The sequence below is a fragment of the Streptomyces sp. NPDC058289 genome (assembly GCF_042880975.1).
GTDB lineage: Bacteria > Actinomycetota > Actinomycetes > Streptomycetales > Streptomycetaceae > Streptomyces > Streptomyces stoeckheimensis.
Map to the genome: position 1 here is coordinate 107,221 of NZ_JBHVYI010000006.1, position 25,380 is coordinate 132,600.

At 72.5% G+C, this 25,380-nt stretch carries 23 protein-coding genes; 11 read left to right on the forward strand and 12 right to left on the reverse strand.

Annotated elements, in window-relative coordinates:
* Positions 1-49: 49 nt before the first annotated feature.
* Complete coding sequence (locus tag ACFVX6_RS04675; protein ID WP_389687921.1) at positions 50-1,129, forward strand: alpha/beta hydrolase; 1,080 nt, start codon at positions 50-52, stop codon at positions 1,127-1,129.
* Here ACFVX6_RS04675 and ACFVX6_RS04680 read toward each other — a convergent pair.
* Entirely contained in the window at positions 1,106-2,407 is a 1,302-nt protein-coding gene (locus ACFVX6_RS04680) for a cytochrome P450 (RefSeq protein ID WP_389687923.1), read from the reverse strand. The genes ACFVX6_RS04675 and ACFVX6_RS04680 overlap by 24 nt on opposite strands.
* Positions 2,408-2,600: 193 nt before the next feature.
* On the opposite strand from ACFVX6_RS04680, the gene ACFVX6_RS04685 reads away from it, so the two are divergent.
* Entirely contained in the window at positions 2,601-3,524 is a 924-nt protein-coding gene (locus ACFVX6_RS04685; protein ID WP_389687925.1) for an SDR family oxidoreductase, read from the forward strand.
* A 13-nt stretch (positions 3,525-3,537) separates the two neighbouring features.
* Here ACFVX6_RS04685 and ACFVX6_RS04690 read toward each other — a convergent pair whose 3' ends face one another.
* Complete coding sequence (locus ACFVX6_RS04690; protein WP_389687927.1) at positions 3,538-4,308, reverse strand: TetR/AcrR family transcriptional regulator; 771 nt, start codon at positions 4,306-4,308, stop codon at positions 3,538-3,540.
* 106 nt (positions 4,309-4,414) lie between these two features.
* On the opposite strand from ACFVX6_RS04690, the gene ACFVX6_RS04695 reads away from it, so the two are divergent.
* Positions 4,415-4,825 carry a VOC family protein gene (locus tag ACFVX6_RS04695; RefSeq protein ID WP_389687929.1) on the forward strand — a complete coding sequence of 137 codons (411 nt, stop codon included), beginning with the start codon at positions 4,415-4,417 and terminating at the stop codon, positions 4,823-4,825.
* A gap of 49 nt (positions 4,826-4,874) precedes the next feature.
* Here ACFVX6_RS04695 and ACFVX6_RS04700 read toward each other — a convergent pair whose 3' ends face one another.
* A complete protein-coding gene (locus tag ACFVX6_RS04700) occupies positions 4,875-5,948 on the reverse strand; it encodes an enoyl-CoA hydratase/isomerase family protein (RefSeq protein WP_389687931.1) in 1,074 nt (357 codons plus the stop codon).
* A 36-nt stretch (positions 5,949-5,984) separates the two neighbouring features.
* On the opposite strand from ACFVX6_RS04700, the gene ACFVX6_RS04705 reads away from it, so the two are divergent.
* A complete protein-coding gene (locus ACFVX6_RS04705; RefSeq protein WP_389687933.1) occupies positions 5,985-6,551 on the forward strand; it encodes a dihydrofolate reductase family protein in 567 nt (188 codons plus the stop codon).
* 234 nt (positions 6,552-6,785) lie between these two features.
* Here ACFVX6_RS04705 and ACFVX6_RS04710 read toward each other — a convergent pair whose 3' ends face one another.
* The 4 genes from ACFVX6_RS04710 to ACFVX6_RS04725 all read right to left on the reverse strand — a co-directional run bounded on the left by ACFVX6_RS04710 (position 6,786) and on the right by ACFVX6_RS04725 (position 11,578).
* Positions 6,786-7,586 carry a polysaccharide deacetylase family protein gene (locus ACFVX6_RS04710; protein WP_389687935.1) on the reverse strand — a complete coding sequence of 267 codons (801 nt, stop codon included), beginning with the start codon at positions 7,584-7,586 and terminating at the stop codon, positions 6,786-6,788.
* A gap of 164 nt (positions 7,587-7,750) precedes the next feature.
* Positions 7,751-8,815, reverse strand: a complete 1,065-nt coding sequence (locus tag ACFVX6_RS04715; protein WP_389687937.1) for an alpha/beta hydrolase family protein — start codon at positions 8,813-8,815, stop codon at positions 7,751-7,753.
* Between the two features lie 181 nt (positions 8,816-8,996).
* The gene (locus ACFVX6_RS04720) at positions 8,997-10,742 is read right to left on the reverse strand and encodes an FAD-dependent monooxygenase (protein ID WP_389687939.1); all 1,746 of its coding nucleotides are present in this window, start codon (positions 10,740-10,742) and stop codon (positions 8,997-8,999) included.
* Positions 10,743-10,825: 83 nt separating this feature from the next.
* Positions 10,826-11,578 carry an AraC family transcriptional regulator gene (locus ACFVX6_RS04725; protein WP_389687941.1) on the reverse strand — a complete coding sequence of 251 codons (753 nt, stop codon included), beginning with the start codon at positions 11,576-11,578 and terminating at the stop codon, positions 10,826-10,828.
* Between the two features lie 180 nt (positions 11,579-11,758).
* Here ACFVX6_RS04725 and ACFVX6_RS04730 point away from each other — a divergent pair, with 180 nt between their 5' ends.
* Positions 11,759-12,904, forward strand: a complete 1,146-nt coding sequence (locus ACFVX6_RS04730; protein ID WP_389688013.1) for an MFS transporter — start codon at positions 11,759-11,761, stop codon at positions 12,902-12,904.
* A 142-nt stretch (positions 12,905-13,046) separates the two neighbouring features.
* On the opposite strand, the gene ACFVX6_RS04735 is transcribed toward ACFVX6_RS04730, so the two are convergent.
* The 5 genes from ACFVX6_RS04735 to ACFVX6_RS04755 form a co-directional block, all read right to left on the reverse strand.
* On the reverse strand, positions 13,047-13,211 hold the full coding sequence (locus ACFVX6_RS04735) for a DUF6434 domain-containing protein (RefSeq protein ID WP_389687943.1): 165 nt from the start codon (positions 13,209-13,211) through the stop codon (positions 13,047-13,049).
* A 96-nt stretch (positions 13,212-13,307) separates the two neighbouring features.
* The gene (locus ACFVX6_RS04740) at positions 13,308-14,654 is read right to left on the reverse strand and encodes a TfuA-like protein (RefSeq protein ID WP_389687945.1); all 1,347 of its coding nucleotides are present in this window, start codon (positions 14,652-14,654) and stop codon (positions 13,308-13,310) included.
* 14 nt (positions 14,655-14,668) lie between these two features.
* Positions 14,669-15,919: a YcaO-like family protein gene (locus ACFVX6_RS04745; protein ID WP_389687947.1), complete on the reverse strand. Its 1,251-nt coding sequence runs from the start codon at positions 15,917-15,919 to the stop codon at positions 14,669-14,671.
* Between the two features lie 19 nt (positions 15,920-15,938).
* Positions 15,939-16,748: an ABC transporter permease gene (locus tag ACFVX6_RS04750; protein WP_389687949.1), complete on the reverse strand. Its 810-nt coding sequence runs from the start codon at positions 16,746-16,748 to the stop codon at positions 15,939-15,941.
* A gap of 4 nt (positions 16,749-16,752) precedes the next feature.
* Positions 16,753-17,694 (reverse strand): ABC transporter ATP-binding protein, encoded by a 942-nt coding sequence (locus tag ACFVX6_RS04755; RefSeq protein ID WP_389687951.1) that lies wholly within the window; start codon positions 17,692-17,694, stop codon positions 16,753-16,755.
* 345 nt (positions 17,695-18,039) lie between these two features.
* Between ACFVX6_RS04755 and ACFVX6_RS04760 the strand changes: the two genes are divergently transcribed.
* The 6 genes from ACFVX6_RS04760 to ACFVX6_RS04785 all read left to right on the forward strand — a co-directional run bounded on the left by ACFVX6_RS04760 (position 18,040) and on the right by ACFVX6_RS04785 (position 25,378).
* Entirely contained in the window at positions 18,040-18,873 is an 834-nt protein-coding gene (locus ACFVX6_RS04760) for a hypothetical protein (RefSeq protein WP_389687953.1), read from the forward strand.
* An 86-nt stretch (positions 18,874-18,959) separates the two neighbouring features.
* Positions 18,960-19,409 (forward strand): aroma-sacti cluster domain-containing protein, encoded by a 450-nt coding sequence (locus ACFVX6_RS04765; protein WP_389687955.1) that lies wholly within the window; start codon positions 18,960-18,962, stop codon positions 19,407-19,409.
* Positions 19,410-19,415: 6 nt separating this feature from the next.
* Positions 19,416-22,508, forward strand: coding sequence for an adenylate/guanylate cyclase domain-containing protein (locus ACFVX6_RS04770; RefSeq protein ID WP_389687956.1), 3,093 nt, complete (start codon positions 19,416-19,418; stop codon positions 22,506-22,508).
* Positions 22,499-23,377, forward strand: coding sequence for a S8 family serine peptidase (locus tag ACFVX6_RS04775; RefSeq protein WP_389687958.1), 879 nt, complete (start codon positions 22,499-22,501; stop codon positions 23,375-23,377). Before ACFVX6_RS04770 ends, ACFVX6_RS04775 begins: the two co-directional genes overlap by 10 nt.
* Positions 23,374-24,012 (forward strand): GAF domain-containing protein, encoded by a 639-nt coding sequence (locus tag ACFVX6_RS04780; protein WP_389687960.1) that lies wholly within the window; start codon positions 23,374-23,376, stop codon positions 24,010-24,012. The genes ACFVX6_RS04775 and ACFVX6_RS04780 overlap by 4 nt, the downstream gene beginning before the upstream one ends.
* 82 nt (positions 24,013-24,094) lie before the next feature.
* Positions 24,095-25,378: a helix-turn-helix domain-containing protein gene (locus ACFVX6_RS04785; protein WP_389687962.1), complete on the forward strand. Its 1,284-nt coding sequence runs from the start codon at positions 24,095-24,097 to the stop codon at positions 25,376-25,378.
* Positions 25,379-25,380 lie beyond the last annotated feature (2 nt).

Consider the following 25,380-nt stretch of genomic DNA (forward strand, 5'->3'; position numbering starts at 1 on the left):
TAATGTCCGGAATTCTCCATCATTCCGTCGCACGTCAGGAGCCGGCGCAGTGGAGCTGACCAGCACGTCGTTCCTCGTCACGCTGATCGTCGTCACGGGGCTCGCGATGCTCGCCGCGCTGCTCCTGTGGAACCGGATCCCCGGCCCCGGCTGGGTGCGCTGGCCGGCCCGTCTGCTGATGATCGGCCTGTGCCAGCTCACCGCCATCTGCGTGGTGGCCACTTGGATCAACGGGAGCTACGGCCTCTACTCCTCGTGGGACGACCTGCTGGGCACCGAAGCCGGGCAGAACGACTCCGCCATGACCGGGCCGCCGCTCGGGCGGGCCAAGTTCACCCTCGGCGGCGACGGCACCCGCACCACGTACTTCCGCGGCTCCCACTCGAAGCTCGCCGGCCAGGTGATCGTGTGGACTCCCCCGGAGTACGACGCACCGGGCGCGGAGAAGACCCGGTTCCCCGTACTGATGCTGCTGCACGGCTATCCGGGCTCGCCCCGGTCCTGGCTCGACATCGGCGACATGCCCGGCGCGCTGGAGCAGCTCGTCCAGCTCGGCGCGGCGCACCCCTTCATCCTGGTGATCCCCGACCTGTACCCGGGAGGCGTGAACACCGACTGCACGGACACCCCGCAGCGGAAGGTGGCGAGCTGGCTCGCCGAGGACGTACCGGATCTGGTCGCCAAGAACTTCCGCACGCTCCCCGAACCCAAGGGCTGGGGGCTGATGGGCATCTCCACCGGGGCCTTCTGCGCGGCCAAGCTTCCGCTCCAGTACCCGAAGGCGTTCCGGGCGGGCGCGGCCCTGGACCCGGACCCGCTGACCGGCGACCCGGACGTGCTGTCCGATCCGGTGCTGCGCGAGCGCAACAGCCCGATGTGGCTGGTCGCGCAGGCGAAGCACGACAAGAACACGGACGTCGGGCTGTTCCTGGCCACCTCCGCGCAGGACAAGGACAGCCCGCCGCAGCAGCTGACCGACTTCACCAAGGCGGCCCAGAACTCCGGGGTGCGGGTCAAGACCCTGGTCCGCCCTCAGGGCGGGCACAACTTCCAGACCTGGATCGCCATGTACCCCGACGCACTGGGGTGGCTCAGTACGGAGATCTCACCGCCGTCCGAGGCCCCGTAGGCGGACCGGCAGCGACTCGACGCTGTTGCCTATGAAGCTGCGCTGGTGCGGGAGTTCGGCTTCGGGGACGGCAAGGTCCAGGTCCGGGAAGCGGGTGAAGAGGGCTTCCAGGGCGATGGTGGCTTCCAGCCGGGCGAGCGGGGCTCCGACGCAGTAGTGGGCGCCGTGTCCGAAGGAGAGGTTGCGGGCGGCGGTGGGGCGGGTCAGGTCGAAACGGTCGGCGTCCGGGCCGTGGAAGGCCTCGTCGCGGCCGGCCGCCGTGTAGCCGGCGAGCACCGGGGTGCCCTGCGGGATCACGGTTCCGTCGATGGTCAGATCGCGGGTCGGGTAGCGGAACGGGAACCAGCTGACCGGGCCGTCGAAGCGCAGGGTCTCGTCGACCACGTCCGACCACGTGGCCTTCCCCTCCAGAACCAGCGCGAGCTGGTCGCGGTGGGTGCACAGGGCGCGTACGGCGTTGCTGATCAGGTTGAGCGTGGTCTCGTGGCCCGCGACCAGCATCAGCCGCATGGTGCCGGTGAGTTCGGCTTCGCTGAGCCTGTCGCCGTCCCCGTCCCGGGCGGCTATGAGCGCGCTCGTCAGGTCCTCGCCCGGATCGGCCCGGCGGGTGGCGGCGATGGCGCCGATCAGCTCGACGAGCTCGCGCACGGCCGCCATGACCTCGGCCGGGGTGGTGTCCGTGGCGACGATGACGGTGTTGGACAACTCGTGGAGCCGCCCCCGGTGTTCGGGGTTCACACCGAGGAGCTCGCAGATCACGCTCATCGGGAGCGGGAGCGCGACGTGCGTGCGCAGGTCCGCCACCCCGTCCGGGGAGGCCGCCGCCGCCCGCTCCAGGTCGGCCAGCAGCTCGGCCGTCAGTTCCTCGATGCGGGGGCGCAGCTGCTCCACCTGCCGGGCGGTGAAGGCGCTGCCCACCAGGGAGCGCAGCCGGCGGTGGTCGGCGTCGTCGGCGGTGTGCATGCCCTGGGCGTTGGCGAAGACGCGCAGCGGCCAGTCCGCGGCGATGGTGCCGTCGTGCAGGGCCGGGAAGTGCCGGGCGGCCTTGGCCACGTCGGGGTGGGCGAGGAACTCCTTCAGCGCCTCGTGACCGAGGACGACCGCACCGGGGACCCCGCCGGGAAGCACCACCTCGGCCACGGCGCCCCGGGCGCGCAGCCGGGCGTTGAGGGCGTGCGGGCAGCCGCCGGCGGGGTCGATGACGTGCGGGAGCGTGGCCACGGACGGGGGCACGGACGGGGGCGTCGACTCGGATGCCTGCGCGGGGTCGGTGGACAAGCCTGTCTCCTGACAATACGAACGGATCTCGGCCAACAGTGCGGCCTCGGGGGGCGGTTGTTCAAGGCCGCGCCCGCCCCGTCTCACGAATCCCCAGGGGGTGTCGTGCCGATCAGGCCGGGCTCGATCGGCAAGACACCCCCTGGGCGCGCCGCACGGCCCGGCCGCGCGCGGGCGTCGTAGGGTCGAGGTCATGGCGCAGGTGGAGCGGACTCTCGAAGGCAAGGTGGCCCTGGTGGCCGGGGCGACCCGCGGCGCGGGCAGGGGCATCGCGGTCGCGTTGGGGGCTCAGGGCGCGACGGTGTACGTGAGCGGGCGCAGTACGCGCGGCAGGCGCTCGGAGTACGACCGGCCCGAGACGATCGAGGAGACGGCCGAGCTGGTCACGGCGGCGGGCGGGCGCGGAATCGCGGTGGTCGCGGACCACTTGGTGCCCGAACAGGTCGAGGCACTGGTCGGGCGGATCGACGCCGAGCAGGGCCGGCTCGACGTGCTGGTGAACGACATCTGGGGCGGCGAGCGGCTCTTCGAGTGGGAGAGCACGGTCTGGGAACACGACCTGGACAAGGGGCTGCGGCTGCTCCGGCTGGCCGTGGAGACCCATGCGGTGACCAGCCATTACGCGCTCCCGCTGCTGCTGCGCGAGCCGGGCGGGCTGGTGGTGGAGATGACGGACGGTACGGCGGAGTACAACGCGAGCCGCTACCGGGTCTCCTTCTTCTACGACATCGCCAAGTCGGCGGTGCTGCGCATGGCGTTCGCGCTCGGACACGAGGTGGGCCCGCGCGGAGCGACGGCGGTGGCCCTGACCCCGGGCTGGCTACGGTCGGAGATGATGCTCGACAACTTCGGCGTCACCGAGGCGAATTGGCGCGACGCACTGAAGACCGTCCCGCACTTCGGCATCTCGGAGACCCCGTTCTACGTCGGCCGCGCGGTCGCCGCCCTGGCCGCCGACCCGGAACTGTCCCGCTGGAACGGGCAGTCGCTCTCCAGCGGGCAGCTCGCCCGGGTCTACGGCTTCACGGACGTGGACGGCAGCCGGCCGGACGCCTGGCGGTACATGGTCGAGGTACAGGACCCGGACCTCCCGGCGGACCCCACCGGCTACCGGTAGGGCGCGCCGCGCCTCAGCCCCGCTCCAGCAGCCGGGCGATCCCGTCCAGGACGCAGCACAGACCGAAGTCCCATACGGTCTCGGGGCTGTACCCGCCGACCGCGCTGCCGACCCTCACGGCGAGGGGGTGGCGCTCGGGGTCCATGGCCCGCTCCAACAGCGGGGCGCTGAGCTCCCACCACTCCTGGTCGCTCTGGCGGGCGTTGTGCGCGGCGGTGTCGGCGGCGGCCAGGGCCTGCGCGTGGACGAAGCCGAGGAGGTGGGTCAGGGCGGCGTCCATCTCCACGTCGGTGAGGCCGATGCCCTCGAAGGCCGCGAGCTCGCACTCGTACTTGCCGATCACTCCGGGGCCCAGCGGGGGCCGGGTGACGGACACCTCGCCCATCCACGGGTGCCGCAGGTACAGCGCGCGGTTGTCCTCGGCGACGCGGGTGACCTTCTCCCGCCAGGACCCGTCCGGGCCCGGCTCGGCGCGCTCCATGGCCAGGTACGCGGCGTCCAGCATCAGGTCGAGCAGCTCGGCCTTGCCGGGGACGTAGGTGTAGAGGGTCATGGGGGTCACCCCCAGCCGCTGGGCCAGCGCCCGCATCGTCAGTGCGGCCAGCCCGGACCCGCCCTCGCGCCCCGCCTCGTCGGCGAGCGCGATCGCACCGTCGACGACGGCGTCGACGCTCAGCCCCTGCCGCGGCCCGCGCCGCCCGCTGGGGGCTCCCTGCCCCGGCTCGCGCCACAGCAGCTCCAACGTGCGGACGGGGTCGCCCGCGCCGCTCCGGTCCGTGGCCACTCCCGACCCCTTCCCGCCGCCTTCGGCAGCCCGTTCACTTAATCTTCTACGCCGTATAGAATACTATGTATAATGAAACTCCGAGCCACGATATCAGGAGGACCCCATGCGGATCACCGACACCGCCATCTGCCTCACCGTCGAGGACACCACCACCTCCTCCGCCTTCCTGACCAGGCATTTCGGATTCAAGGAAACGATGGCCGCCGACGGCTTCGCCTCCCTCTCCCACCCCGACGGCCCGAACGTGATCTTCGTACGGCGCGGCCTGGAGGTGCTCCCCGAGGAGCTCCGTGAGCAGCACGCCGCCGGAGTGCTGCTCGCCTTCACGGTGGCCGACCTGCCCGCCGAGTACGAGCGACTGCGCTCCGAGGGCGTCCCGATCGTCATGGAGCCCCGCGTGGAGCCCTGGGGCGAGCGGGTGTTCCTGGTGGCCGACCCCAACGGCGTGATCATCGAGCTGGTCGACTGGCTGGAACCCGCAACCGAGCCGACCACGGACGCCACCACCGCCTAGGTCGTCTCTTTCGGATCTTGCCGGTCAGGCCCGCGCCGTCCGGTGGGGTTCACCCCGTGGCGGTCCCGGGGGTGTCCCCGGCGAGCGGGGCGAAGAAGTGGGCCACGTCCTGTTCGGTGACCTCGTCGAGGGTGGCCGGGGACCAGCGCGGGCTGCGGTCCTTGTCGACGACCTGCGCCCGGATGCCCTCCACCAGGTCGGGGGAGGTCAGCGCATTGCAGGAGACCCGGAACTCCTGTTCCAGCACCGGCTCCAGCGCGCCGAGCGCGGCGGCCCGGCGCACGGACTCCAGGGCCACCTTGAGGGCGGTCGGGGACTTGGCGAGGATCGTCTCGGCGGCCTCCTTCGCCTCCGGAACCCCGTATCCGAGCAGCCGGTCCACGATCTCCTCGACGGTGGCGGCGGCGTAGCAGTGGTCGATCCAGCCCCGCCCCTCGGCCAGCGCCGCGGGCCCGGCATCGGCGGCGTACCGCCCCAGCACCTCCCGGGCCGGGGCCCCGGCGAGCTCGGCGGTCAGCGCCGGCAGCCGGTCGGCGGGTACGAAGTGGTCGGCGAGCCCGCACAGCAGCGCGTCGGCGGCGCCCACCGCGGTGCCGGTGAGGGCGAGATGGGTGCCGAGCAGGCCGGGGGCGCGGGCCAGCAGGTGGGTGCCGCCGACGTCCGGGACGAAGCCGATGCCGGTTTCGGGCATGGCGACGCGGGAGCGCTCGGTGACGACGCGGACGCTGCCGTGGGCGGACACGCCGACTCCGCCGCCCATCACGATGCCGTCCATGAGGGCGACGTAGGGCTTGGGATAGCGGGCGATGTGCGCGTTGAGCCGGTACTCGTCGCGCCAGAAGGCGGCCGAAGCCCGCGTCCCGGCCTTGGCGTCGTCGTGGATGGCCCGGATGTCCCCGCCGGCGCACAGCCCCCGCTCGCCCGCGCCGCGGATGAGCACCTGTTCCACGCCCGGATCACGCTCCCAGCCGGTCAGGGCCTCGGCGATGCGGAGCACCATGGGGTGGGTGAGGGCGTTGAGGGCCCTGGGGCGGTTGAGGGTGATCACCCCGGTGCGGCCTTCGACGGCGCACAGGACGGTGTCGGCGGTGTCGGCAGCGGCGGTGTCGGCTTCGGTCTTCACGCCGTCCAGTATGGAGGGCGAGTAGCCTGGTCCGTTATGCGAAAGATCATCCTGATGTCGCAGGTTTCCCTCGACGGCTACTACGAGGGGCCGGAGCGGCAGATCGACTGGCACCGCGTCGACGAAGAGCTCCACCAGCACATGAACGACGAACTGCGGTCGGTCGGCGGCATGCTGATGGGCCGGGTCACCTACGAGCTGATGGACGCCTACTGGCCCACCGCCGACGCCGATCCGGCCGCGGGCGCGGCGGAGACGGACTTCGCGGGCATCTGGCGCTCCGCGCGGAAGTACGTGTACTCCCGCACCCTGGATGCCGAGCAGGCCGACCCGAACGCCACCGTGCTGAGGGAGGTCGTACCGGAGGAGGTCGCGGCCCTCAAGGCCGCCCCGGGCGGCGACCTGACCCTGAGCGGGGCGGACCTCGCCGCCTCGTTCCTGCGCCACGGCCTGGTGGACGAGTACCGGATCTACGTACAGCCCGTACGCATCGGCCGCGGCCACCCCCTCTTCCCGCCCTCCGACGGCCTGGTCCCGCTCCGCCTGGAGGGGACCCGCACGTTCGGCAACGGGGTGGTGCTGCTGCGGTACACCCGCGCCTGAGCGGGGAGCGAGCATGGAGACGGCGGCCTTGGAGGCCGAGTACGCCGGGTTGTACGGGCGGGACTCGGCACCGGTGCACGCTCCGGCGGACTTGCCCGCCCCCGGGATGCCGGCGTTGTTGACCAGGACGTCGAGGGAGCCGTGCTCGCGGGAGATGTGTGCGGCGGCCGCCGCCGCGCCCAGCCGTCCGGATCCGGTCCGGGACCACGAAGACCGGAGCGGGCAAGGCTGTGGTCAGGGGCGGTACACCTTGCCGGGCTCGGGGTGGGCGGGCGCGAGGAGTTGGGAGACCGTCACGAAGGTGTACCCGCGGTCGCGCAGTTCGCTGACGATGCCGGGGACGGCGGGGATGGTTCCGGAGTAGCGCTCGTGCAGCAGGATGATCCCGTCCCGCTTGGTCTGGTCGAGGACCCGCTGTTTGATGAGCCCGCTGTCGGTGGTCGCGTAGTCCTTCGCGGTGACGCTCCACAGGATCTGGGCCAGACCGAGTTCCTTCATCACCTTCTTCACCTCGTCATTGGTGGCGCCGCCCGGAGGGCGCATGAGGGTGGGGGCACGGCCCGTCGCCTTTTCTATGTCCTGCTGAACCGGCTCGATTTCGGCACGTATTTCGTCAGGGGTGAGTTCGGTGAGGTTCTCGTGCGACCAGGTGTGGTTCGCTATTTCGTGGCCTTCGTCGGCCATGCGGCGCACGATATCGGGGTAGGTGTCGGTGTGACCTTTTCCTTGGAGGAAGAAGGTGGCCGGGACTCCTTCCCGTTTCAGGAAATCGAGCAGGTGGGGCGTCGGCTCGCTCGGGCCGCCGTCGAAGGTGAGGGCCACGCACTTGGCGACACTGCAGTCCACCGGGCCGGAAGCCTGCCCTGAACTGGGCTTGTTGTGGGAGCGGACCGCCTCGGCGCGGACGGCTGCCGGTGAGACGACCCCGTTCAGGGTGGAGCAGCCGGTGAGAGTCGTCACCAAGAGCGCGGCCGCCGCCATGACGATGCGCCGGGAGGAAGTGTCGCGCACACGGCGCTTGAACGAGCGATTCATGATGGGAAACCCTGGATTGGTCATAGGAAAGGGATCCGGCAGATCCGGCGGCCGAACCAGCATGCACAGAGCAGCCTTAACGAATCCTTGAGGCGCCTGCCGGATTGCCGGCCGCGCTGCCGGATTCGACGGGGCGGGAGGAGGGGCGGGCAGCAGGAAGGCTGCTACTTCAGGTACGTGCCGAAGAATGCGGTCGCGTAGCGGATCGCGGTCTCACGTTGTTCGGCGGGCCCCAGCTGCTGGGGGGTGCCCGTCCCGTTCGTGCTCTCGCACCGGCCGCCGGGACGGTTCCGCTTCTCGACGGCGACATCGTCCGTCGCGAAAGCCGGCCCGGTGCCGGGGGTCCAGACCGTGTTGAAGAAGTTGTGGTTGCCGCCGGACACGTCGTGGTGTTCGACGTGCGGGTTCCCGGCCGCCATCGCGACGGGGACCTTGCTGTCCTCCCACATGGCGTCGCAGGTTCCGGCGACCAGCGAGAGGGGGACGCGGGTGATCCGTTCCTTGCCGGCGTTGATGCCGTTCATGGCGGGCGCGAATGCGAGTGTGCCCCGGATGGTCACGCCGGGCGGGAGCTTGTGGCTGTCCAGCGCCTGGGCGAGGACGCCCCCGCCGCCGCGCGAGTGCCCGAGCGTGCCGACCCGGTCCAGGTCCACATGACCGGCGAACCGGCTGAGCGCCTGCAGCGGGCCTTCCCCGGTGGAGAGCTGCTTCCACATCTCCAGGTGCTTGTCCAGCAGGGCCGCACGCGCGGTGTGACCCTGCTTCTTCTCCTGGGCCTGGATGCCGTTGGCCGCGACCGACACCACGATGTAGCCCTGCTCGGCCAGTGCCTCGGCGAGGTAGGAGTACCCCAGGTAGTTGTCGACCGGCTTGGCGCCCTTGGCGCACGGCCAGCCCTGCCCGCGGACCGGCTCGTCACCCGCGGCGCAGGTGTCGCCCCAGCCGTGCAGCATCATCACCAGGGGGTGCTCGCCCCCGCCCAGCTCGCGCGGGTAGGTGACGGCGGCCTTCAGCTCCGTGCGCTTGCCGTCCAGGCCGGGAGGCGCGTAGGCGGTGTCACCGAAGTCGTAGGTGAGCCGGGCCGATCGGGCCGTGCCGTCCTGCGTGGATATCCGGGCGGAGCCGACGACCTCGGGCTGGGAACTGCTGCAGGCGGTCCCCAGGGTGACCGCGGCGACGGCTGTCACCGGGAGGACGCAGCGGCGCAGGGAACGAGGGAACATACGCATCGGCAAGCAGGCCCTTTCGGGGCACGGATCTCAGGCTGGGACGGCCGCTCGGATCCGTGGGTACCGCGGCGACTTCTTGATGGTATGCACCATGATCATCAGGTTTGTATCAGAACATACGCATATGCGTATCGATGCCGACGCGATGGAGAGCCGAAGACCTCAGCAAGAAGATCGAAAACTACAGCCCCTGGTCGGGCCGGAGAGCGGACAGCGCGGCGATATAGCCGGACAGGGCTGCCGCCGTGCCGGACAGCGGGAAGCGGGCGCCGAGGTACCCGTCCGGGCGTACGAGGAATCCGGTCGGGCCGTCGGCGCCGTACAGCCGGGCGAACTCCCCGGCGGCGTCCCGGTATCCGGGGACGGGGAGGGGAAGGTCGGCGGACGCGTCGGGTGCGGCCTCACGGGCGAGGACGACCACGGTGCGCGGGCCGCTGGACTCGCCCTCGGCACCACCCTCCGCAACCTCCGCCGGCGCCGGGCCCGCGGCCCGGGCCTGTTCCGCGGCCTCGGCCAGGGCCGCGCCGTCGTCCCCGTACAGGAGCACCACGTGGCCGGCCCGGCCGCGCAGGACGTCGAGCAGCCGCGAGGGATATGCGGCGAGCGGCAGGGTCAACCCGGTGCAGTCCGGGGCCCGTTCACCGGGCTGTGGTGCGTCCGCCGGGCCGAACGGACTGCCGGCGAGCGGTCCGTCGGGGTAGCCGACGAGCAGTTGGGCCTCGCGGAGCAGCACGGTCCGCGGATCGTCCGGTTCCTTGTCGATGCCCTGGGTCGCGTGCCGCACGGTCCGGCCGACGACCTCCTCGCCGACGGGGCGGCGCTCGGCGTCGTAGCTCGCGAGCAGGGCGGGGCCGGCCGATCCCCGGAGGGCGAGTGCGAGCTTCCAGGCCAGGTTGCAGGCGTCCTGGATCCCGGTGTTCATGCCCTGGGCGCCGGTGGGCGGGTGGATGTGGGCGGCGTCGCCCGCGACGAAGACGCGCCCGTCGCCGTACCGGTCGACGATGCGGTGGCTGATGCGGAACACGGAGGACCAGCGCATGTCGGAGACCGTGGCCGGGGCCGGGGCGAGCCGGTCGACGACCGCCTGGATGTGGGAGAGCTCGGGAACCCGGCCCCCCTCCAGTCCGTGCAGCACGCCGTCGCCCGCTCCGGGGCCCCCTGCCGAGCCCCCTGCCGGTCCGCCGGCCGGCTGCGCGGAGAGTTCGGGCGGGACCAGCATCGACATGCGGTAGCGGCCCCGGCCGGGGAGCGGGATGCACACCAGCATGTCGTCGGTGGCCCCGTCGGCGCCCTGGTGCATGGACCGCAGACCGTACCCGTCGGGCAGGTCCCAGTCGCTCACGACGTCGGCCAGCATGTACTCCTCGGCGAAGGCCCCGCCCTCGTACGAGAGCCCCAGCCCCTTGCGCACGGTGCTGTGCGCTCCGTCGCAGCCGACGAGGTAGCGGGTGCGCAGCTCCTCCTCGCCGCCGGACGCGGTGCGCAGGAGGCTGGTGACGCCCCCTGCGGATCCGTCCCCGTCCTGGGTGAACGACAGCAGTTCGGTGCCGCGTTCGATGACGGTGCCCAGCGCCGCGAGGTGCTCCTCGAGGATCCGCTCGGTCTCGTACTGCGGCAACGCGGCGAATCTGTACGGCACTTCGGGGGGCAGCATGAGCTCGATCCGAGCCTGTTCGGTGCCGTTGACGTAGATCAGCTGGCCGCGCAGGGGCACGGCCGTCTCCAGGACGGTGCGGGCCAGGCCCATCCGGTCCCAGATCTCCAGCGTGCGCGGCTGGATGCCGACCGCCTTCGCGTACGGCAGGCGGGCCGGCAACCGGTCGACGAGGCGGCAGCTCACGCCGTGCCGGCGCAGTTCCGCCGCCGCGCTGAGGCCGACCGGACCGGCGCCCACGATCAGTACGTCGGTCGTCGGGGTGTGCGCCATGGGTTCCTCCCGATCGCCCTGCCCCGAACCGGTTCCCTCCCTCCATGCTGACCCGGTGCGGCGCGGACGGCCAGACGACCCGGTCAGCCGTCCTTGGCGTGCGTGCCCGGGGTGTGCCCGAAGGCACGCCGGAACACGTCGATGAACGCGCTCGCCGAGGACCAGCCGCAGCGGTGCGCGACCGCGGTCACGGGGGTGTCCACCGCCAGCAGCCGCAGCGCGTGGTGCAGCCGCAGCTGGGTCCGCCACTGGGGGAAGGTCATGCCCAGCTCGGCGCGGAACAGCCGGCTCAGGGTCCGCTCCCCCGCCCCGGCCCCGGCCTGCGCGGAGAGTTCTGCCAGTCCGCGCGCATCGGCGGGATCGGCGTACAGCAGCGCGCACACCGCGGCCAGCCGGGGATCGGAGGGAGCGGGCAGGTGCAGCGGCTGGAGCGGCGAGGCCCGCAGCTGGTCGAGCAGCACCGCCAGCATCCGGCGCCGCTCGGCGCTGCCGTCTTGCGGGGCCCGGGTGTAGGCCAGGATCAACTCGCGCAGCAGGGGGCCGACGGCGAGCACGGCCGGGGCGGAGAGCGAGAGCGGGTTGAGGTGCGTGGGCAGACCCACGCAGTGCAGGTCGACGCGGCCGAAGGCCCGGTGCTCGTGCACGGTCCCGGCGGGGATCCACAGGGCGCGGGTGGTCGGCGCCACCCAGGTACCGGCGTCGGTGGTGACGGACAGCACCCCGGAACCGGCGTAGCAGATCTGGTGGTCGTCGTGCCGGTGCGGATCGATGCCGTGGTGGGTGTCGAGCTCGCGGATGCTCGTCGCTGCGCGCGGGGTGTGGCGGATTTTCTGCATCACCCGGCAATTTATCGGAAGCGGGACGCCCCTGGCGAGAGCGATTCTCGACCGGTGACCTCCTCGAGACCGCCCCAGACCCTGCCCTCTGACTCCGCCTCCACCTCCACCTCCACCCCTGCCCCGGCGCCAGGCCCGGCCCGGCTCCGTACGGCCGCCTTCTCCGCGGGCCACTCCTGCGTGGACGTGTACCAGGGCGCCGTCGCCGCGCTCGTGCCCTTCCTCGTCTCCGAGCGCGCGTACGGCTACGCCGCCGCGTCCGGCATCGTGCTGGCCGCCTCGCTGCTCTCCTCCGTGGTCCAGCCGCTGTTCGGTGCGCTCACCGACCGGTGGCCGATGCCCTGGCTGATCCCGCTGGCCACGGCCGCCGCGGGGCTGGGCGTGGCCCTGGTCGGACTCGACGCGGGGTACGCGGCCACCCTCGCCGCCGTCGCCCTGTCCGGGCTGGGCGTCGCCGCGTACCACCCGGCGGCGGCCCGGCTGGTCCGTACGGTGGGAGGCCCCGGGCACGGCGCGATGAGCTGGTTCGCGCTCGGCGGCAACATCGGCTTCGCGTGTGCCCCGCTGCTGGTGGTCGGCGCGCTGGCACTGCCGGGCCCGGCGGGGTGGTGGCTGCTGGCCGCCCCGGCGGCGCTGGGCGTGTTCCTCAACAGGCCGCCGTCCGCGAAGCGTTCGGCCGCGGACCGGGCGGCCATGGCCCCGGCCCCGGCCCCGGCCCCGGCAGCGTCCCGGCGCCCCCGCGACGACTGGCGGGCCTTCCTGCGGCTCTCCTTGGTGGTCGTCGTGCGCTCGGTCGTCTTCACCGGCCTGAGCACCTTCATCGCGCTGTACGTCCGCGAGCGCGGCGGCGGCGAAACCGCCGGCGCCGTCGCCCTGTTCGCCCTCTTCGCCGGGAGCGCCGGCGGCACCCTCCTCGGCGGCCGGCTGGCCGCCCGCTGGGGCCGGGTCACCACCGTCCACCGCGCCTACGCGGCCGTGGTGCCGGCCGTCGCGGGCGTCCTCTTCCTGCCGCTGCCGCTGGTGTACGTCTGCTCGGCGCTGGCCGCCACTGCGCTGTACGTGCCGTTCTCCCTCCAGGTCACCCTGGGCCAGGACTACCTGCCGACCCGCATGGGCACGGCGAGCGGGGTCACCCTGGGCCTGACCGTCAGCGTGGGCGGTCTCGCGAGCCCCCTGATCGGCGCGGCGGCCGACGCGGCCTCCCTGCGGACGGCCCTGCTCCCGCTGGCCGCGCTCCCGCTGCTGGCCTGGGCCCTGGCCCGGCGCCTGCCGGAGCCCTCGGAGCCGGAGCCCTCGGAGCCGGAGCTCACTGCGGCCCGAGGTTGACGGGGGCCTTCCGGGGGCTGGAGCGGTGGGCCCGCCACGCGGCCAGGGCCTGCGGGCGGATGCCGTCTGGGTGGCGGGTGTGCCAGTCCCGGAGGAACCGGTTCAGCTCGAACTGGGCCCCGATCTCCTGGGGTTGGGACGCCTACTCCCGGGTGGCGTACCAGTGGGCGACCGCCTCGGCGAGGGTGCGTCCCGCGCCCTGGGCGACGTAATCCCGCATGAAGGCGTCGAGGTGGAAGCCGGGCCCGATCTCCCGGACGAAGTACTCCCGCAGCACCTGGCTGCACCGCTGCCCCGGCGCGATCACCGTGGCACCGTCCACGGGCGCGGGCGGGCCGGCAGCCGGCCGGGGACGGTGCCGGAAGCCCGTCCAGCGCGGCGGCGATCCGCGCCCCGCCCGCGGTCAGCGGGCCCCGGCGTTGCGGCGTTCACGGCCGCGCAGGACGTCGAGGGCGAAGAACCTCGTGACCGCCCCGCCCAGCCCGTCGGGGCCGGAGAACCCTCGGCGGGCCATTTCGACGTCCGGTGAGGTGCCGCGCCCCTGCCAGTGGCGCAGGAAGAGCTTCGCGCACATCGGCGGCGGCGGGACCACCAGCCTGGGCCTGGTCTCCTCCGCGGCCTCGTCGGCCCGGACGACGAGAGCGCACCACTCCTCCCAGCGCTCGGATTCCCGCATCCGCGCCAGGACCGCCGGCCGCCAGTCCACCGACTGCCATACGGGCCACACCCGCACCATGAGGAGCCGGATCCGGTCGGCGACGGGGAGCCCGTCCCGTTCCCCTTCCGTGAACCAGCGCGCGAGGGAGTCCGGCAGCGCCGACCGGCCGTCGAGCCCGAGCTTGGCCCGTGCGTACGTTTCGAGCGTCATGCCCCGGGCCCCGGCGAGCTCCTCCAGCAGACCGGTCAGCACGTCCTCGTGCAGCGCGGGGTAGCCCTCGTCGAACAGCCGGGCGGCGTCCAGTACGTCGAGGTCCGACATCCACCGGCCGGGAGCGTGCTCCCGGCGGGTCCGGCGGACCAGGGACTGGGTCCGGCTGATGCCGGTGAAGGGCACCTCGGGCGCGACCGGACCGGGGGCCACCGCGCCCCGGCTCGCGATCGCGCGCAGCGCGGCCATCGCGTCGAGCCGTTTGAGGTCCCAGACGCCCGAGGCGATCATCTCCTCCAGCGTCCCCAGGGATTCGTGGTCCTCGTCGTCCAACGCCCGCTCGATGTCCTTCCAGCCGCGGTGGGTGAAGGGCAGCGCCGCGGCCGCCGCCACGATCCGCCGTCCGGCGTCGGGCGCGATCAGCTCGGTTTCGGCGCCCTCCTTGCAGCCGTAGCGGAGGTTCACCAGGGCCACGGTCTGCGCCGGGTACCCCATCTCGGCCGGGCCGTGCAGGACCCCCACCTCGTCGTCCCCGTCGATCTCGCCGGAGGCGTACATGGTGAAGACGGTGCCGAGGCCCCGCATGCCGCACGGGGCGAGTTCCGCGGCCCGCAGCGCGCCCATGCTCGCGGCGCCGATCACCTCCGCGCCCTCGGTGAGCACCTGGAGGATCTCCTTGTGGCCGACGGAGCGCCGTTCCCGGAAGTAGCCGTCGACGATCACGACCACGTCTCCCGGGTGCCACCGGTCGGCGAGGAGGTCGCCCCGGCCCGCGGGCGGGCGCACCTCCGCCTCCGGGAGCACGGCGTGGACGTCGGCGGCCGAGAGGGTCGGCCCCGCGTAGACGATCACCCTGGCCCCGCTCACGCCTGACCCGTTCACGCCGGCCCCCTTCACTACAGCACCTCCGGGCATACGCGGCTCCCCGGAGCCACGACCTTGACGACCGGGACCCCGATCTCCTCACGCGTCAGGTCGACGAGGAGGGGCGGATGGGAGAAGGCGGCGGCCGCCCGGCGCACCACGTGGGCGAGGGCGCCGGCCAGACTGTCGTGCGGGACGGGTTCCTCCACGAGGCCCTTGATGTCGGCGGCCGCCGGACCGGACCGCGCGCTGCGCAGCCGGCCGGCGTCCACGTGCCCGAAGTCGTCCCGGAGGTCGTCCCGGGCCCCCGAGATGTACGCGAGCCTGGCCTGTGCCGCTTCGGAGACGGCGCGGGTGAGGGCGATCTCCGGGCTGAGGTGGCAGCCGAAGCCGAACATCGGCGCCGGGTACTCCTCGCTCGCCACCCAGGACAGGAAGCACGGCAGGCCGGTGGGCGACGGGACGAGGCGGACCTCCAGGGTGACGTCGGCCCGTTCGATCAGCGTGCACAGCTCGTCGGCCACCGGTGACCCGAGGGAGCGCGGGTCGACGCGCACGCCCATGTCCCCGCCCCCGGTGACCGCGGCCGTCATCGCGTCGCGCTCGATGACCTCGCAGAGCGCGTGCAGAGCGGCTTCGATGCGGGTGTTCCCGCTGGCCAGGCCGTTCGTCGACTCGAAGAACACCGGCGGGTTCCAGTCGGCGTGCTCCTCCAGGGTCAGCCGGACCACGTTCACGGGAACGAGGGTGCGCGCCCCGTCGACCAGGGATCTGGCCGCCACCCAGTCCAGCGGCAACCCGTCGTGCAGCAGGCTCGGCGCGGAGGGAGCCAATGCGCCCACCTCGTAGCCAAGTTGCGTACGCAGCTTGCGGGGGGTGGCGGTCAGCGCGGGCAGGGCCGGCTGTTCCACGTGCCAGGTCTCGACGGATTCCATCACCGCCGAGAGCCTGGCCAGTTCGGGTGTCATCCCCTTGCCCTGGGAGACGGCGAGCGTTCTGGAGAGCGGCCGGATCGCCTGGAAGGTCGGGATGCCGATGGAGTCGAGCCGGGTGATGTCGGCGACCCGGGTGACGCCCACCTTGGCGGCCGCGCGGGTCGCCATCTCCCAGGTGGCCTTGGGCGGTTGGGCCCGGTCGGTGCCCGGAAGGCGGTGCACGGAACGGTCGTGCGGCGTGGCGAGCCAGGCCAGGGGCGCATCGTGGGTCTGCACGGAGTCGTCCGCCTGCATGGTGGCGTCGGACTGCATGCTGGCGTCGGACTGCACGGTGTCGTCGGTCTGCACGGTGGAGAGCTCCTGCGGGTCAGAGGTTCCGGGTGCGCCGCAACAGCGCCCGGCCGGCGACGAAGTTGGCGACGATCGCGACGACGGCGAGCACCACCAGGGAGGGCCAGGCCTTGCCCAGGCCGAAGATCGCGGCGTCGCGCATCCCGGTGACGGCGTACGACACCGGGTTCACCGTCGAGATCCACCGCAGCACGGTGGGGAGCTGCTGCGTGGTGGACAGCGACGGTGCGGCGAAGACGAGGACGGGCACCGACACGCTGGTGAGCACCATGAAGGTGCGGTAGTCGCTGATGAGGACGGCCGCCGCGAGGTACAGCCCGTTGAACGCCACCGAAGAGAGCACCAGGGCCAGCAGCAGCCAGATCCAGTGGGACGCGTGGAACGGGTAGTCGAAGATGATCGCGGCGACGGCCAGGGCCAGCAGGCTCTGGGCCAGTACGAGCGAGACCCCGGCCAGCAGCTTGCCGGCCAGGAAGCGCGACCGGCGCAGCGGCCAGCTCCAGAGCTGGGTCGACACCCCGCTCATCTCCTCCTGGAACATCGCCATGCCCGTCGTCCCGGAGGCGCTGACCACCGACATGGCCAGCACCATGGGGAGGAGGAAGACGGCGAAGGGGAGGGTTTCGCCGCGGTAGGTGATGTTCCCGACGACGTTGCCCAGCGAGGTGTTCACCAGGAGCAGGTACACGAGCATGGGGGTCAGACCGAGGATGAGGTTGACCCTGTTGCGGGCGAGGAGCGCGTACTCGCGGTAGAACACGGCGGTGAAGTCCGCCGGCTTGCCCGACGCGACCGGTGCGGTGGTCTTGAATCCCAGGTCGGCCACGGTCTCAGCCCTCGTTCCCGGTCATGCGCAGGAAGACCTGCTCCAGCGAGTCGGTGACGGTGGAGATTCCGGAGATCGCGACTCCGGAGTCGTGGCAGTGCCGGGACAGTTGTGGCAGCACGTCCCGGACCTGCGCGTTCTCGATGCGCACCTCGGCGTCCTGGGCCGTCGCGGTCAGTCCGGCCGCGGCCGCCCACTCCTTGACGACCTTGGCACCGACCGCGTCGTCGACGCTGACCAGCAGGTGCGCTCCGCCGAACTCCTTGACCAGTTCGCTCGGTTGGGCGAAGCGGACCACCTTGCCCTGGTTGATGACCAGGACCCGCTGGGCGTTGCGCTCCAGTTCCTGGATGATGTGGCTGGTCCAGATCACGGTCATGCCGTACTCCTCGCGCAGCCACCGGACGAAGCGCTCGATCTGGTGCCGGCCGGCCACGTCCAGCCCGGCCGAGGGCTCGTCGAGGATGAGGAGTTCGGGGATGGTCAGCAGGGCCCGTACGAGCTGCAGCCGCTGGCGCTGTCCGCCGGACAGCTGGAAGACGAGCCGGGACAGGTGGTCCCCCAGGCCGAGGTACTCGGCCACCTCCATCGCCCAGGGGCGGGTGGTGCGCCAGGACAGGCCCTTGAAGCGGGTGGCGATCAGCAGGTTGTCCAGGGCCGAGAGCATCTCGTCGTACGGGGCGGACTGGTGCATCGCGCCGATGCCGGTCTTGGCGGCGACCGGGTCTCGGGCCGGATCCACGCCGAACACCCGGATCCGCCCGGTGGTGGGAGGGGTGACGCCGCAGATCATCTTCATCAGGGTGGTCTTTCCGGCACCGTTGGGTCCCAGCAGCCCGATGGTCTCGCCTTTGGCGATGTCGAATGAAATACGGTCGACTGCCGGCGTCTCTTTCCCGCGGTAACGCTTGGTCAGTTCCTCGGCGTTCACCACACCATTCGCCACGGTCCGCCCTCCACAATGTGATCGATGTTCCTCTTGGTGTTTCTCCGGCCGGTGTTTTTCCGGGATGGCCGATCGACTTGCTGCGGCTGGACGTTACGCCCGCGGGACGGCACGGAAGCGGCCACTGCCCAAGCTGCCGTGGAACTGCCTCCGTTCTGCCGCCTGCCGCACGGAACCGTTGGCTAGCATGCGCAGATGAGCCGTTCTGGACAGGCGGAAGACCGTGACGGCCAATCCGTTGTGGTTCTGGTGAATTGCGCGGGCGGCCGTGAATTGGAGGTCGTTCGCGATGCTTTGACGGGACCTCTGGAAACTCCGGCGATACTGATCCGGCAGGACCAACTCATGTCGACGCCCCTGACTCTGGACGTGGACACCGGTCTGCTGCACGTCTCCGGGCGCCGGGTCAGACCGGCCGTGGTGTGGGTACGACACGGTTCGGCCTGCGCGCTGATGGCTCAGGCGAGGCCTGCCGGTTCGATGAATCCGCTGCGGGCCGAGTCCTGGTCCGGGTTCCTCCGGCAGGTGGCGGCCACGGCGGACACCGCGCTGCCCGGCGGCACGGTCGTCGGGCCGGGTCAGCTGGCCCAGGCGCGCCGGCTGGGCGTGCGCACGCCCCGTACGGTCGTCACCAATGACGTGCCGGCGGGGGCGCGCGAGGTGGGGGCGCCGACCCTGCTGGTCAAGACTCCGGACTTCCGGCTGTTCGAGCCGGACCGGGGCAACTGGAAGGCCGTCCTGCCCTCGGTCGTGGACCTGGAGGCGGTGGAACGGGGCGCCGGACCGGCCCCGGGCGTTGCGGGAGAGCGCCCGGTCGTGGTCCAGGAGTACGTGGCGCACGCGCGCGAGCTGCGCGTCTATCACCTCGACGGCGGGATCTGCGCCTTCGAGGTCCGCAAGCCCGATCCGTCGAGCCCGATGACGGATCCCGACAGCGTCACCGTGACGCGCGTCGACTGCCCGCCCCCCGCGGCCGAGGCGGTACGCACCCTGTGCACCGCCTGGAACCTGCGCTACGGGGCGTTCGACCTGCTCGTGTCCGACACCGGGGAGGCGGTGTTCCTGGAGGCCAACCCGGACGGGGACTGGCTCTGGTTCGAACGCAAGGCGCGCTGGCACGGCGTCTCGTTCATGGCCGCCGTCATGGTCCGCGAGTTGTTCGTACGCAGTACGTCCTGAGGGAGAGCGTCCCGAGGGCGAGCGTCCTGAGGGAGAGCGTCGTGAGGAGAGCGTCGTGAGGAGTGCGTCGTGAGGAGCTCTCGCCGGTGACGGCGATACGGGGTGCCGAGATCTCCAGCCGGGGCCTGGTGCTCGTGGCCCTGGTGGCGCGAGGTCATACGACCGACCGCGTGGCCCGTGCGCTGCGCCTGAGCAGGCACACGGTGGGCGAGGAGATCAGTGTCCTGCTCGACCGGTTCAACTGCAGGAACAGGGCTGAGCTGGTGGCCTACTGCTATGTCCACCGGCTCCTGCCGATCGATGTCTGGCCGCCGCCGTGCGGCCCCGTGAAAGGGGTGGGTGACGTGTTCGACCCTCTGACCGCTCTGCGCGAGGCCGGGCTTCCGGTCGATCAGTTGAGCACCGCGCAGCGCGAGGTGCTGGCGGGCCTGACCGAGGAGGAGACGTCGGTCGTCGTATCGGTGCAGCTGCGGCTGGTCGAGGCGGATTCCGGTGCGGATGCCGAGGTGTGGGCGCACGACCTGAAGCTGCTCTGAGCGCGCATGAGCCGGAGACTGGTGGTCGTTCTCTTCCTCGATCTGGTCGGGTGGACCCGGCTCGCCGAGCGCGTGGACCCGGAGCCGCTGCAACGGCTCCTCGACGAGTACTACGAGATCTGCTCGGCCGCGGTGGAGGAACACGGCGGGGTCGTCGAGAAGTTCATCGGCGACGCCGTCATGGCGGTCTTCGGGGCCGACACCTCCCAGGAGGACGACGCTCCGCGGGCGCTGCGCGCGGCGATGCGGATCCGCGCCGAGGTCCATGACCTGCGCACGCCCGCCACCGACGCCGCTCCGGTCGAGGTCCATTGCGGGATCGCGGCCGGTGAGGCGCTGGTGACCCGTTCGGCCCGGGCCGGCATCCGGGTCGTCGGTGACGTGGTCAACCTCGCCGCACGCCTCCAGTCGCTGGCGGTCGCCGGGGAGATCATCGTGAACGAGACCGTGGCGCACCTGGCCCGGCCCCACTACACGATGGTCCCGGTGCCCCCGGTGGCCCTGAAGGGCAAGGCCGAGCCGGTGCCCGTGCTGCTGGTCACCGGTGAGGCGGCGGACGGCGGGGCCTACGAGGACTCCCTCATGGTGGACCGCAGCGCCGAACGCCACCGGCTGCGCCGGGTCTACCACCGGGTGGCCCGGGAGCGGCACGCGGAATTGGTGACGGTGCTCGGTCCACCCGGCATCGGCAAGACCCGCCTGGTCCGGGAGGCCGTGGACGACCTCGTCGCGGCCGGGGCAAGGCCCGTCGCGGTGTTCGGCAGTTGCCAGTCCTACGGAACGGCCGGGAACTACGGGGCGCTCGTCGAAATGCTGGACGCGCTGGCCCGGCGGGCGCCGTCCTGCGCGGAGTTGCTGCGGGCGGACGAGCGGATCGCCGGAGTGCTCGCGGCGCTGCGCGACGCCTCGCTCCCCCGGCGGGCCGGTGCGGTCCCGGGCCCGGGCGTCGAGGAGGTGTCCTGGGCGACCCGCGAACTGCTGACCGCCGCGGCCCACGGCCCGCTCGTCGTGGTGTGGGACAACCTCGCGTGGGCCGGGCAGTCGCTCCTGCGGCTCATCGGCGAGCTGATGGACGGTCTGCGGGACCTCCCGCTCCTGATGGTCTGCGTGTCCAGACCGGAGCTCGCGGGACGGGAAGGGCCCTGGACACGGGAGGTTCCCGGGGCGCGAGAGGCGGACGGGACGCTGGAGGTGGACGGGACACAGGAGGTAGACGGGCCGCGGGAGGTAGACGGGCCGCGGGAGCCGCACGGGACACAGGAGCCGGACGCGACGCGGCAGCCGGACGCGTCGCAGTGGCCGGACGTGATCGAGGTCGGGGCGTTGCTCCCGGCCGACAGCGCGCGGCTGGCGGTCTCGCTGGCCGCGCGCGGGAGTGGCGACGAGGTGGAACTGCACGGGCTCGACCTGGCCGAACAGGTCGACCGGGTCGCCCTGTACAGCGCGGGCAACCCGCTGTACATCCGGCTGATGATGGACTGGCTGAGGAACGGCCGGACCGTCGACGAGGTCCCGCCGAGCATCACGGCCATGGTGGGGGCGATGATCGACCGGCTGCCCGCCCCGGGCCGGCGGCTGCTGGGCGCGGCTTCGGTGATCGGGCCCTCGTTCACCCTGGAGCAGCTCGCGCTGCTGGGCGAGCCGGCTCCGGAGGCGGCGGTCGCGGAGCTGGCCGGCCGGCGGCTGTTCCGGGCCACGGAGGAAGTGGGGGGCTACCGCTTCGTCCAGCAGCCGGTGCACGAAGTGGCGTACGGCAGGCTGGAGAAGGAGCAGCGCGTCTCCTGGCACCGGCGGCTGGCCGAGCACGGTTTCAGTCCCGGCTTCCACCTCGAAGCCGCCACCCGGCTCCTCGGAGGGCTGCGCCCGGACGATGCGGAGCTGCCGGAACTGGCGCGGCAGGCGGCCGGGGCCCTGCTCGGCGAGGGCACCGTGGCGCTGCGGCAGCGTGACGTGCCGACGGCGATCGGGCTGCTCGGACGGGCGCTCGTACTGGCGCGGGGCGGGCCGGACCGGTGCCGGTCCGTCGCGGCCGTCCGACTGAGCGACGCCCTCATGCTGTCCGGGGACACCCGGGGTGCGCTGGAGGTGGTGGAGGAGGACCAGTGGCGCGCCCCGTCGGTTCCCGCCCTGATACGGGTACAGCGGCTCCTGCTGGCCGCCCGGCTCGGCAAGGTCGCGGCGGCCGATGTGGAGGGGCTGCGGGCCGCGCTCGACGGACTCGACGGAGAGGATCCCGACCGGTCCGCCCGGTGCCGGTTCGAGCAGCTGCTGATGCTGATCCACCTGGACCACGGCCGCTTCGGGGCGGCCGAGGAGGCGGCCTGCGCGGCGCTCGACCACGCCCGTGGCGTCGGCGACGCGTACGAGGAGGACCGCCTGCTGGTGGCGCTGTGCGAGATCCGGCAGTGGTCGCCGAGTCCGATGGCGCAGAAGTTCGCGGGATGCGCGGAGCTCCTGGAGCGGTTCGCCGCCGACCGGTTCCTGGCCCTGCCCGCGCTGGCCGCCCGCGCGCGCTGCCTGGCGCTCACCGGGGACCGGAGCGGTGCGCGTTCGACGCTGACCGAGGCCGAGTCCGTGGTCGTACAGCTCCGGCTGACCATGGGGCGGGTCCTGGTCGATCAGGTGGCCGCGCTGGCCGCCTCGCTGGACGGTGAGCACGCGGAGGCCGAGCGGCGCTACTGCCGCGCGGCGGACGCTCTCGAACAGGCCGGCTACGTACCGGTCGCGCTGACCATGCGGGTGCAGGCGGCCCGCGAGTGCGCCCGCCGGGACCGGACGGACGAGGCGGACCGCCGGATCGCGGAGCTGCTCGCGCGGCGCGAGGAGATGGACGTCCGGGGGCGGATCCTGTGCCTGTCGGCCGCCGTGCTGGGCGCCGCGGCGCAGGGCCTCGCCGAGCCGATGCGCGCCGAGGTGCTGCGGCTGCTCCGGAACCTCGACGACCCGTGCCTGCGGGGCGAGGTCTGCTTCGACCTGGCCCGGGCCCACCGGTACCTGGGCGAGGGGGCCGAGGCCCGCACGATGGCCGCTCTGGCCGCCGACAGCTACGCGGCCGTCGGCGCGGTGAAACCGCTGGGGGCGGTACGGGCATGGATGTGAACGGCGCGCCCTGGCGGCGCGAGCGGCGGCCGCACGCGTCGGGGATGCCCGCGTGGAGCATGCCGGCCGGCGGGGACCCCGGCGAGCCCCTGCCGACGGCCCTGTTCGAGGGGATCGGTCCCCGCTGGGCGTGGGAAGGCGCCGACGGCGAGGGCGTACGGGTCTGCGTGCTCGACAGCGGTGTCCAGGCCGGGCATCCGCTGGTGGGCACGGTCGAGCGGGCCTGGCAGGTGGTGAGCGCCGAGGGCCGGGCTCCGCGCGTGGAGGAGTGCGAGCCGCTCGACAGTGCCGGGCACGGGACCGCCTGCGCGGGGATCATCCGCTCCATCGCGCCCCGGGTGTCGCTCAGTTCGCTCAAGGTGCTCGGCGACGGGAGGGCCGGCAGCGCCTCCGCGCTGATCGCCGGGCTCGCCTTCGCGATCGAGGAGGGGTTCGACGTCATCAGCATGAGCCTGTCGACGACGAGGGTCGAATTCCGCGACCGGCTGGGCGAGTTGTGCGATCGCGCCTACTTCCGCCGGACCGCGGTCGTGGCGGCCGCGCACAATCTGCCCATCGAGAGCTTCCCGTGGAACTTCGCCTCGGTGATCTCCGTCGCCAGCCATGCCGAGCCGGACGGCATGCGCTTCTACTACAACGCCGCTCCCCCGGTCGAGTTCCGCGCCCGGGGGGTGCGCGTACCCGTGGCGAGCCTGGGCGGCGGCACGGTCCGCAACACCGGCAACAGTTTCGCGGCGCCGCACATGGCCGGGATCGCGGCCCTCGTCCTGAGCAAGCACCCGTGGCTCACGCCGTTCCAGCTCAAGAGCGTCCTGTACCACTGCGCGGCGAACGTATCGGTTCAAGGAGAAGGAGGCGGAGAAGAATGAAACCCTGGCCACACGATCTGATGGCCACCGAACGTCAGCTCCTGCAGTCTGTCGTCACGGTGGCCCGGTACATCTACGGGGCCGCCGCGTCCTCGGTCTTCATGGTGAGCCCCGACACCGGTGAGCTGATCTTCGCGGCGGTGGCGGGCGAGGGTGAACAGGGCCTGGTCGGCAGGCGGTTCGAGCCAGGCACCGGCATCGCCGGCTGGGTGGCGGCCAGCGGGCAGCCGCTGATCACGGACGACGTGGGCGCGACCGACCGGTTCGCCCGCGACGCCGCGGCCTCCACCGGGTACGTTCCCGCGAGCATCATGGCCGCCCCGCTCATCGCGGACGGGGAGTGCATCGGCGTGATCGAGGTGCTGGACCGCCACGCCCACGACGAGAACGCCCCGGGCCGGGAACTCGACGACATCGAACTGCTGGGTCTGCTCGCCACGCAGGCCGCCCTGAGCCTCGCGCTGCTGCGGCGCAGCGAGCAGGCCGCGGACGCGTCGCCGCGCATGGGAGAGCTGGTGGCCCGGTTGTCCCAACACGCGGTCATGGACGCGTCCGACCCCTTGGCCGTCTCGCTGCTGACCCTCTCGCTGGATCTGCTGGACCGCGGTTCGCACCCCGGTTCGAAGGTGGTCTGACGGCCGACGGAGACGGAGCGCAGACGTGCCGGGGACGCCGCGGAGACGCGTACGGAACGGGCCCCTCCTACCCTCCTGGCCTATGGTCCACAGCGCCCAGGCCCAGGCCCCGTCGTTTCCCGAACTGCTCCGTTTCAAGCGCGTGCAGGCCGGGCTCACCCAGCGGACGCTGGCCGACCTCTCGACGATCAGCCCGCGGACGATCCGGGCCCTGGAGTCGGGCCGGGTGAACGCGCGGATGCAGACCGTCCGGCTGCTCGCCGACGCGTTGGGACTGGAGGGCCTGGCGCGGGAGCTCTTCGTCACCGCGGGCCTGGGCAGCGGGGGGCCGGCTCCGGTCGGAGCCGATCCCTGCCCGGCGGTGCCCGGGTCCGTCAACGCCCTCCTCGGGCGGGACGTCGAGGTCCGGGCGATGGTGGGCGCCCTGGAGTCGGATCACCGCCGGATGATCTCCCTCTCGGGGCTTGCGGGCGTGGGGAAGTCGCGGGTGGCCGCGGAGACGGCGGCGCGGCTCGGCTCCCGGCGCGGCTGGCCCGTGCTGTGGATCGGGTCCGGGACGGTGGCCCCCGACGGTCACGGCACGGCCTTCGGGCCCTTGCTGCGGTCCTTGCGCCTGCTCGTCGAATCGGGTGCGCAGGACGTGTCCGCGGTCTGCCGCCTCATCGGCCGGCACGAGCTGCTGGTCGTGCTCGACGGGGTCGCCGACGCCCGGGAGCCGGTCGGCGTGGAGGAGTTGTTGGCGTACTGTCCGGGCATCCGGGTGATCAGTACGTCACGGGCGCCGTGGAACGTGGCCGGCATCCAGGGGACGGTGCTCGCGCCGCTGACGGTCCCCGGGCCGGACTGGGAGGCGGCCGGGTCCCTGGACGCCCTGGCCGCCGTGCCGTCGGTGCGGCTGCTCGTGGACCGGCTCTCGGAGGTCCGGCCGGGATTCGTACTCGGCCGGGCGGACGCGGGGGCTGCGGTGCGGCTGTGCCGGACCCTGGACGGTCTGCCGGCCGCGCTGGAGGCGGCCGCCGCGGGGGGTGGGGTACTGAGCCTGCACCGGCTCGCGGACATGCCCGCGGCCCAGTTGCTCGAACTCCCGGCGGCCGCCCGGCCCGCCGGTGTTCCCGGGACGATCGGCTGCCCGATCCGGGCCGGAGTCGAACGGCTGGCCCCCGAACCTCGCACGCTCCTCGGCGAACTGGCCTGCTTCGACAAGGCGTTGACCGTCTGCGAGGCCGCCGAAGTCCTGGACCGGCCGTTGACCCGGGTGGTGGACGGGCTGGGTGCACTGACGGGCGGAGGGTTCGTCCGGGCCGACCACGAGGAGGCGGAGACCCGCCTGCACCTGCCGAACCTGGTGCGGGCGGCCCTGGCCTGACG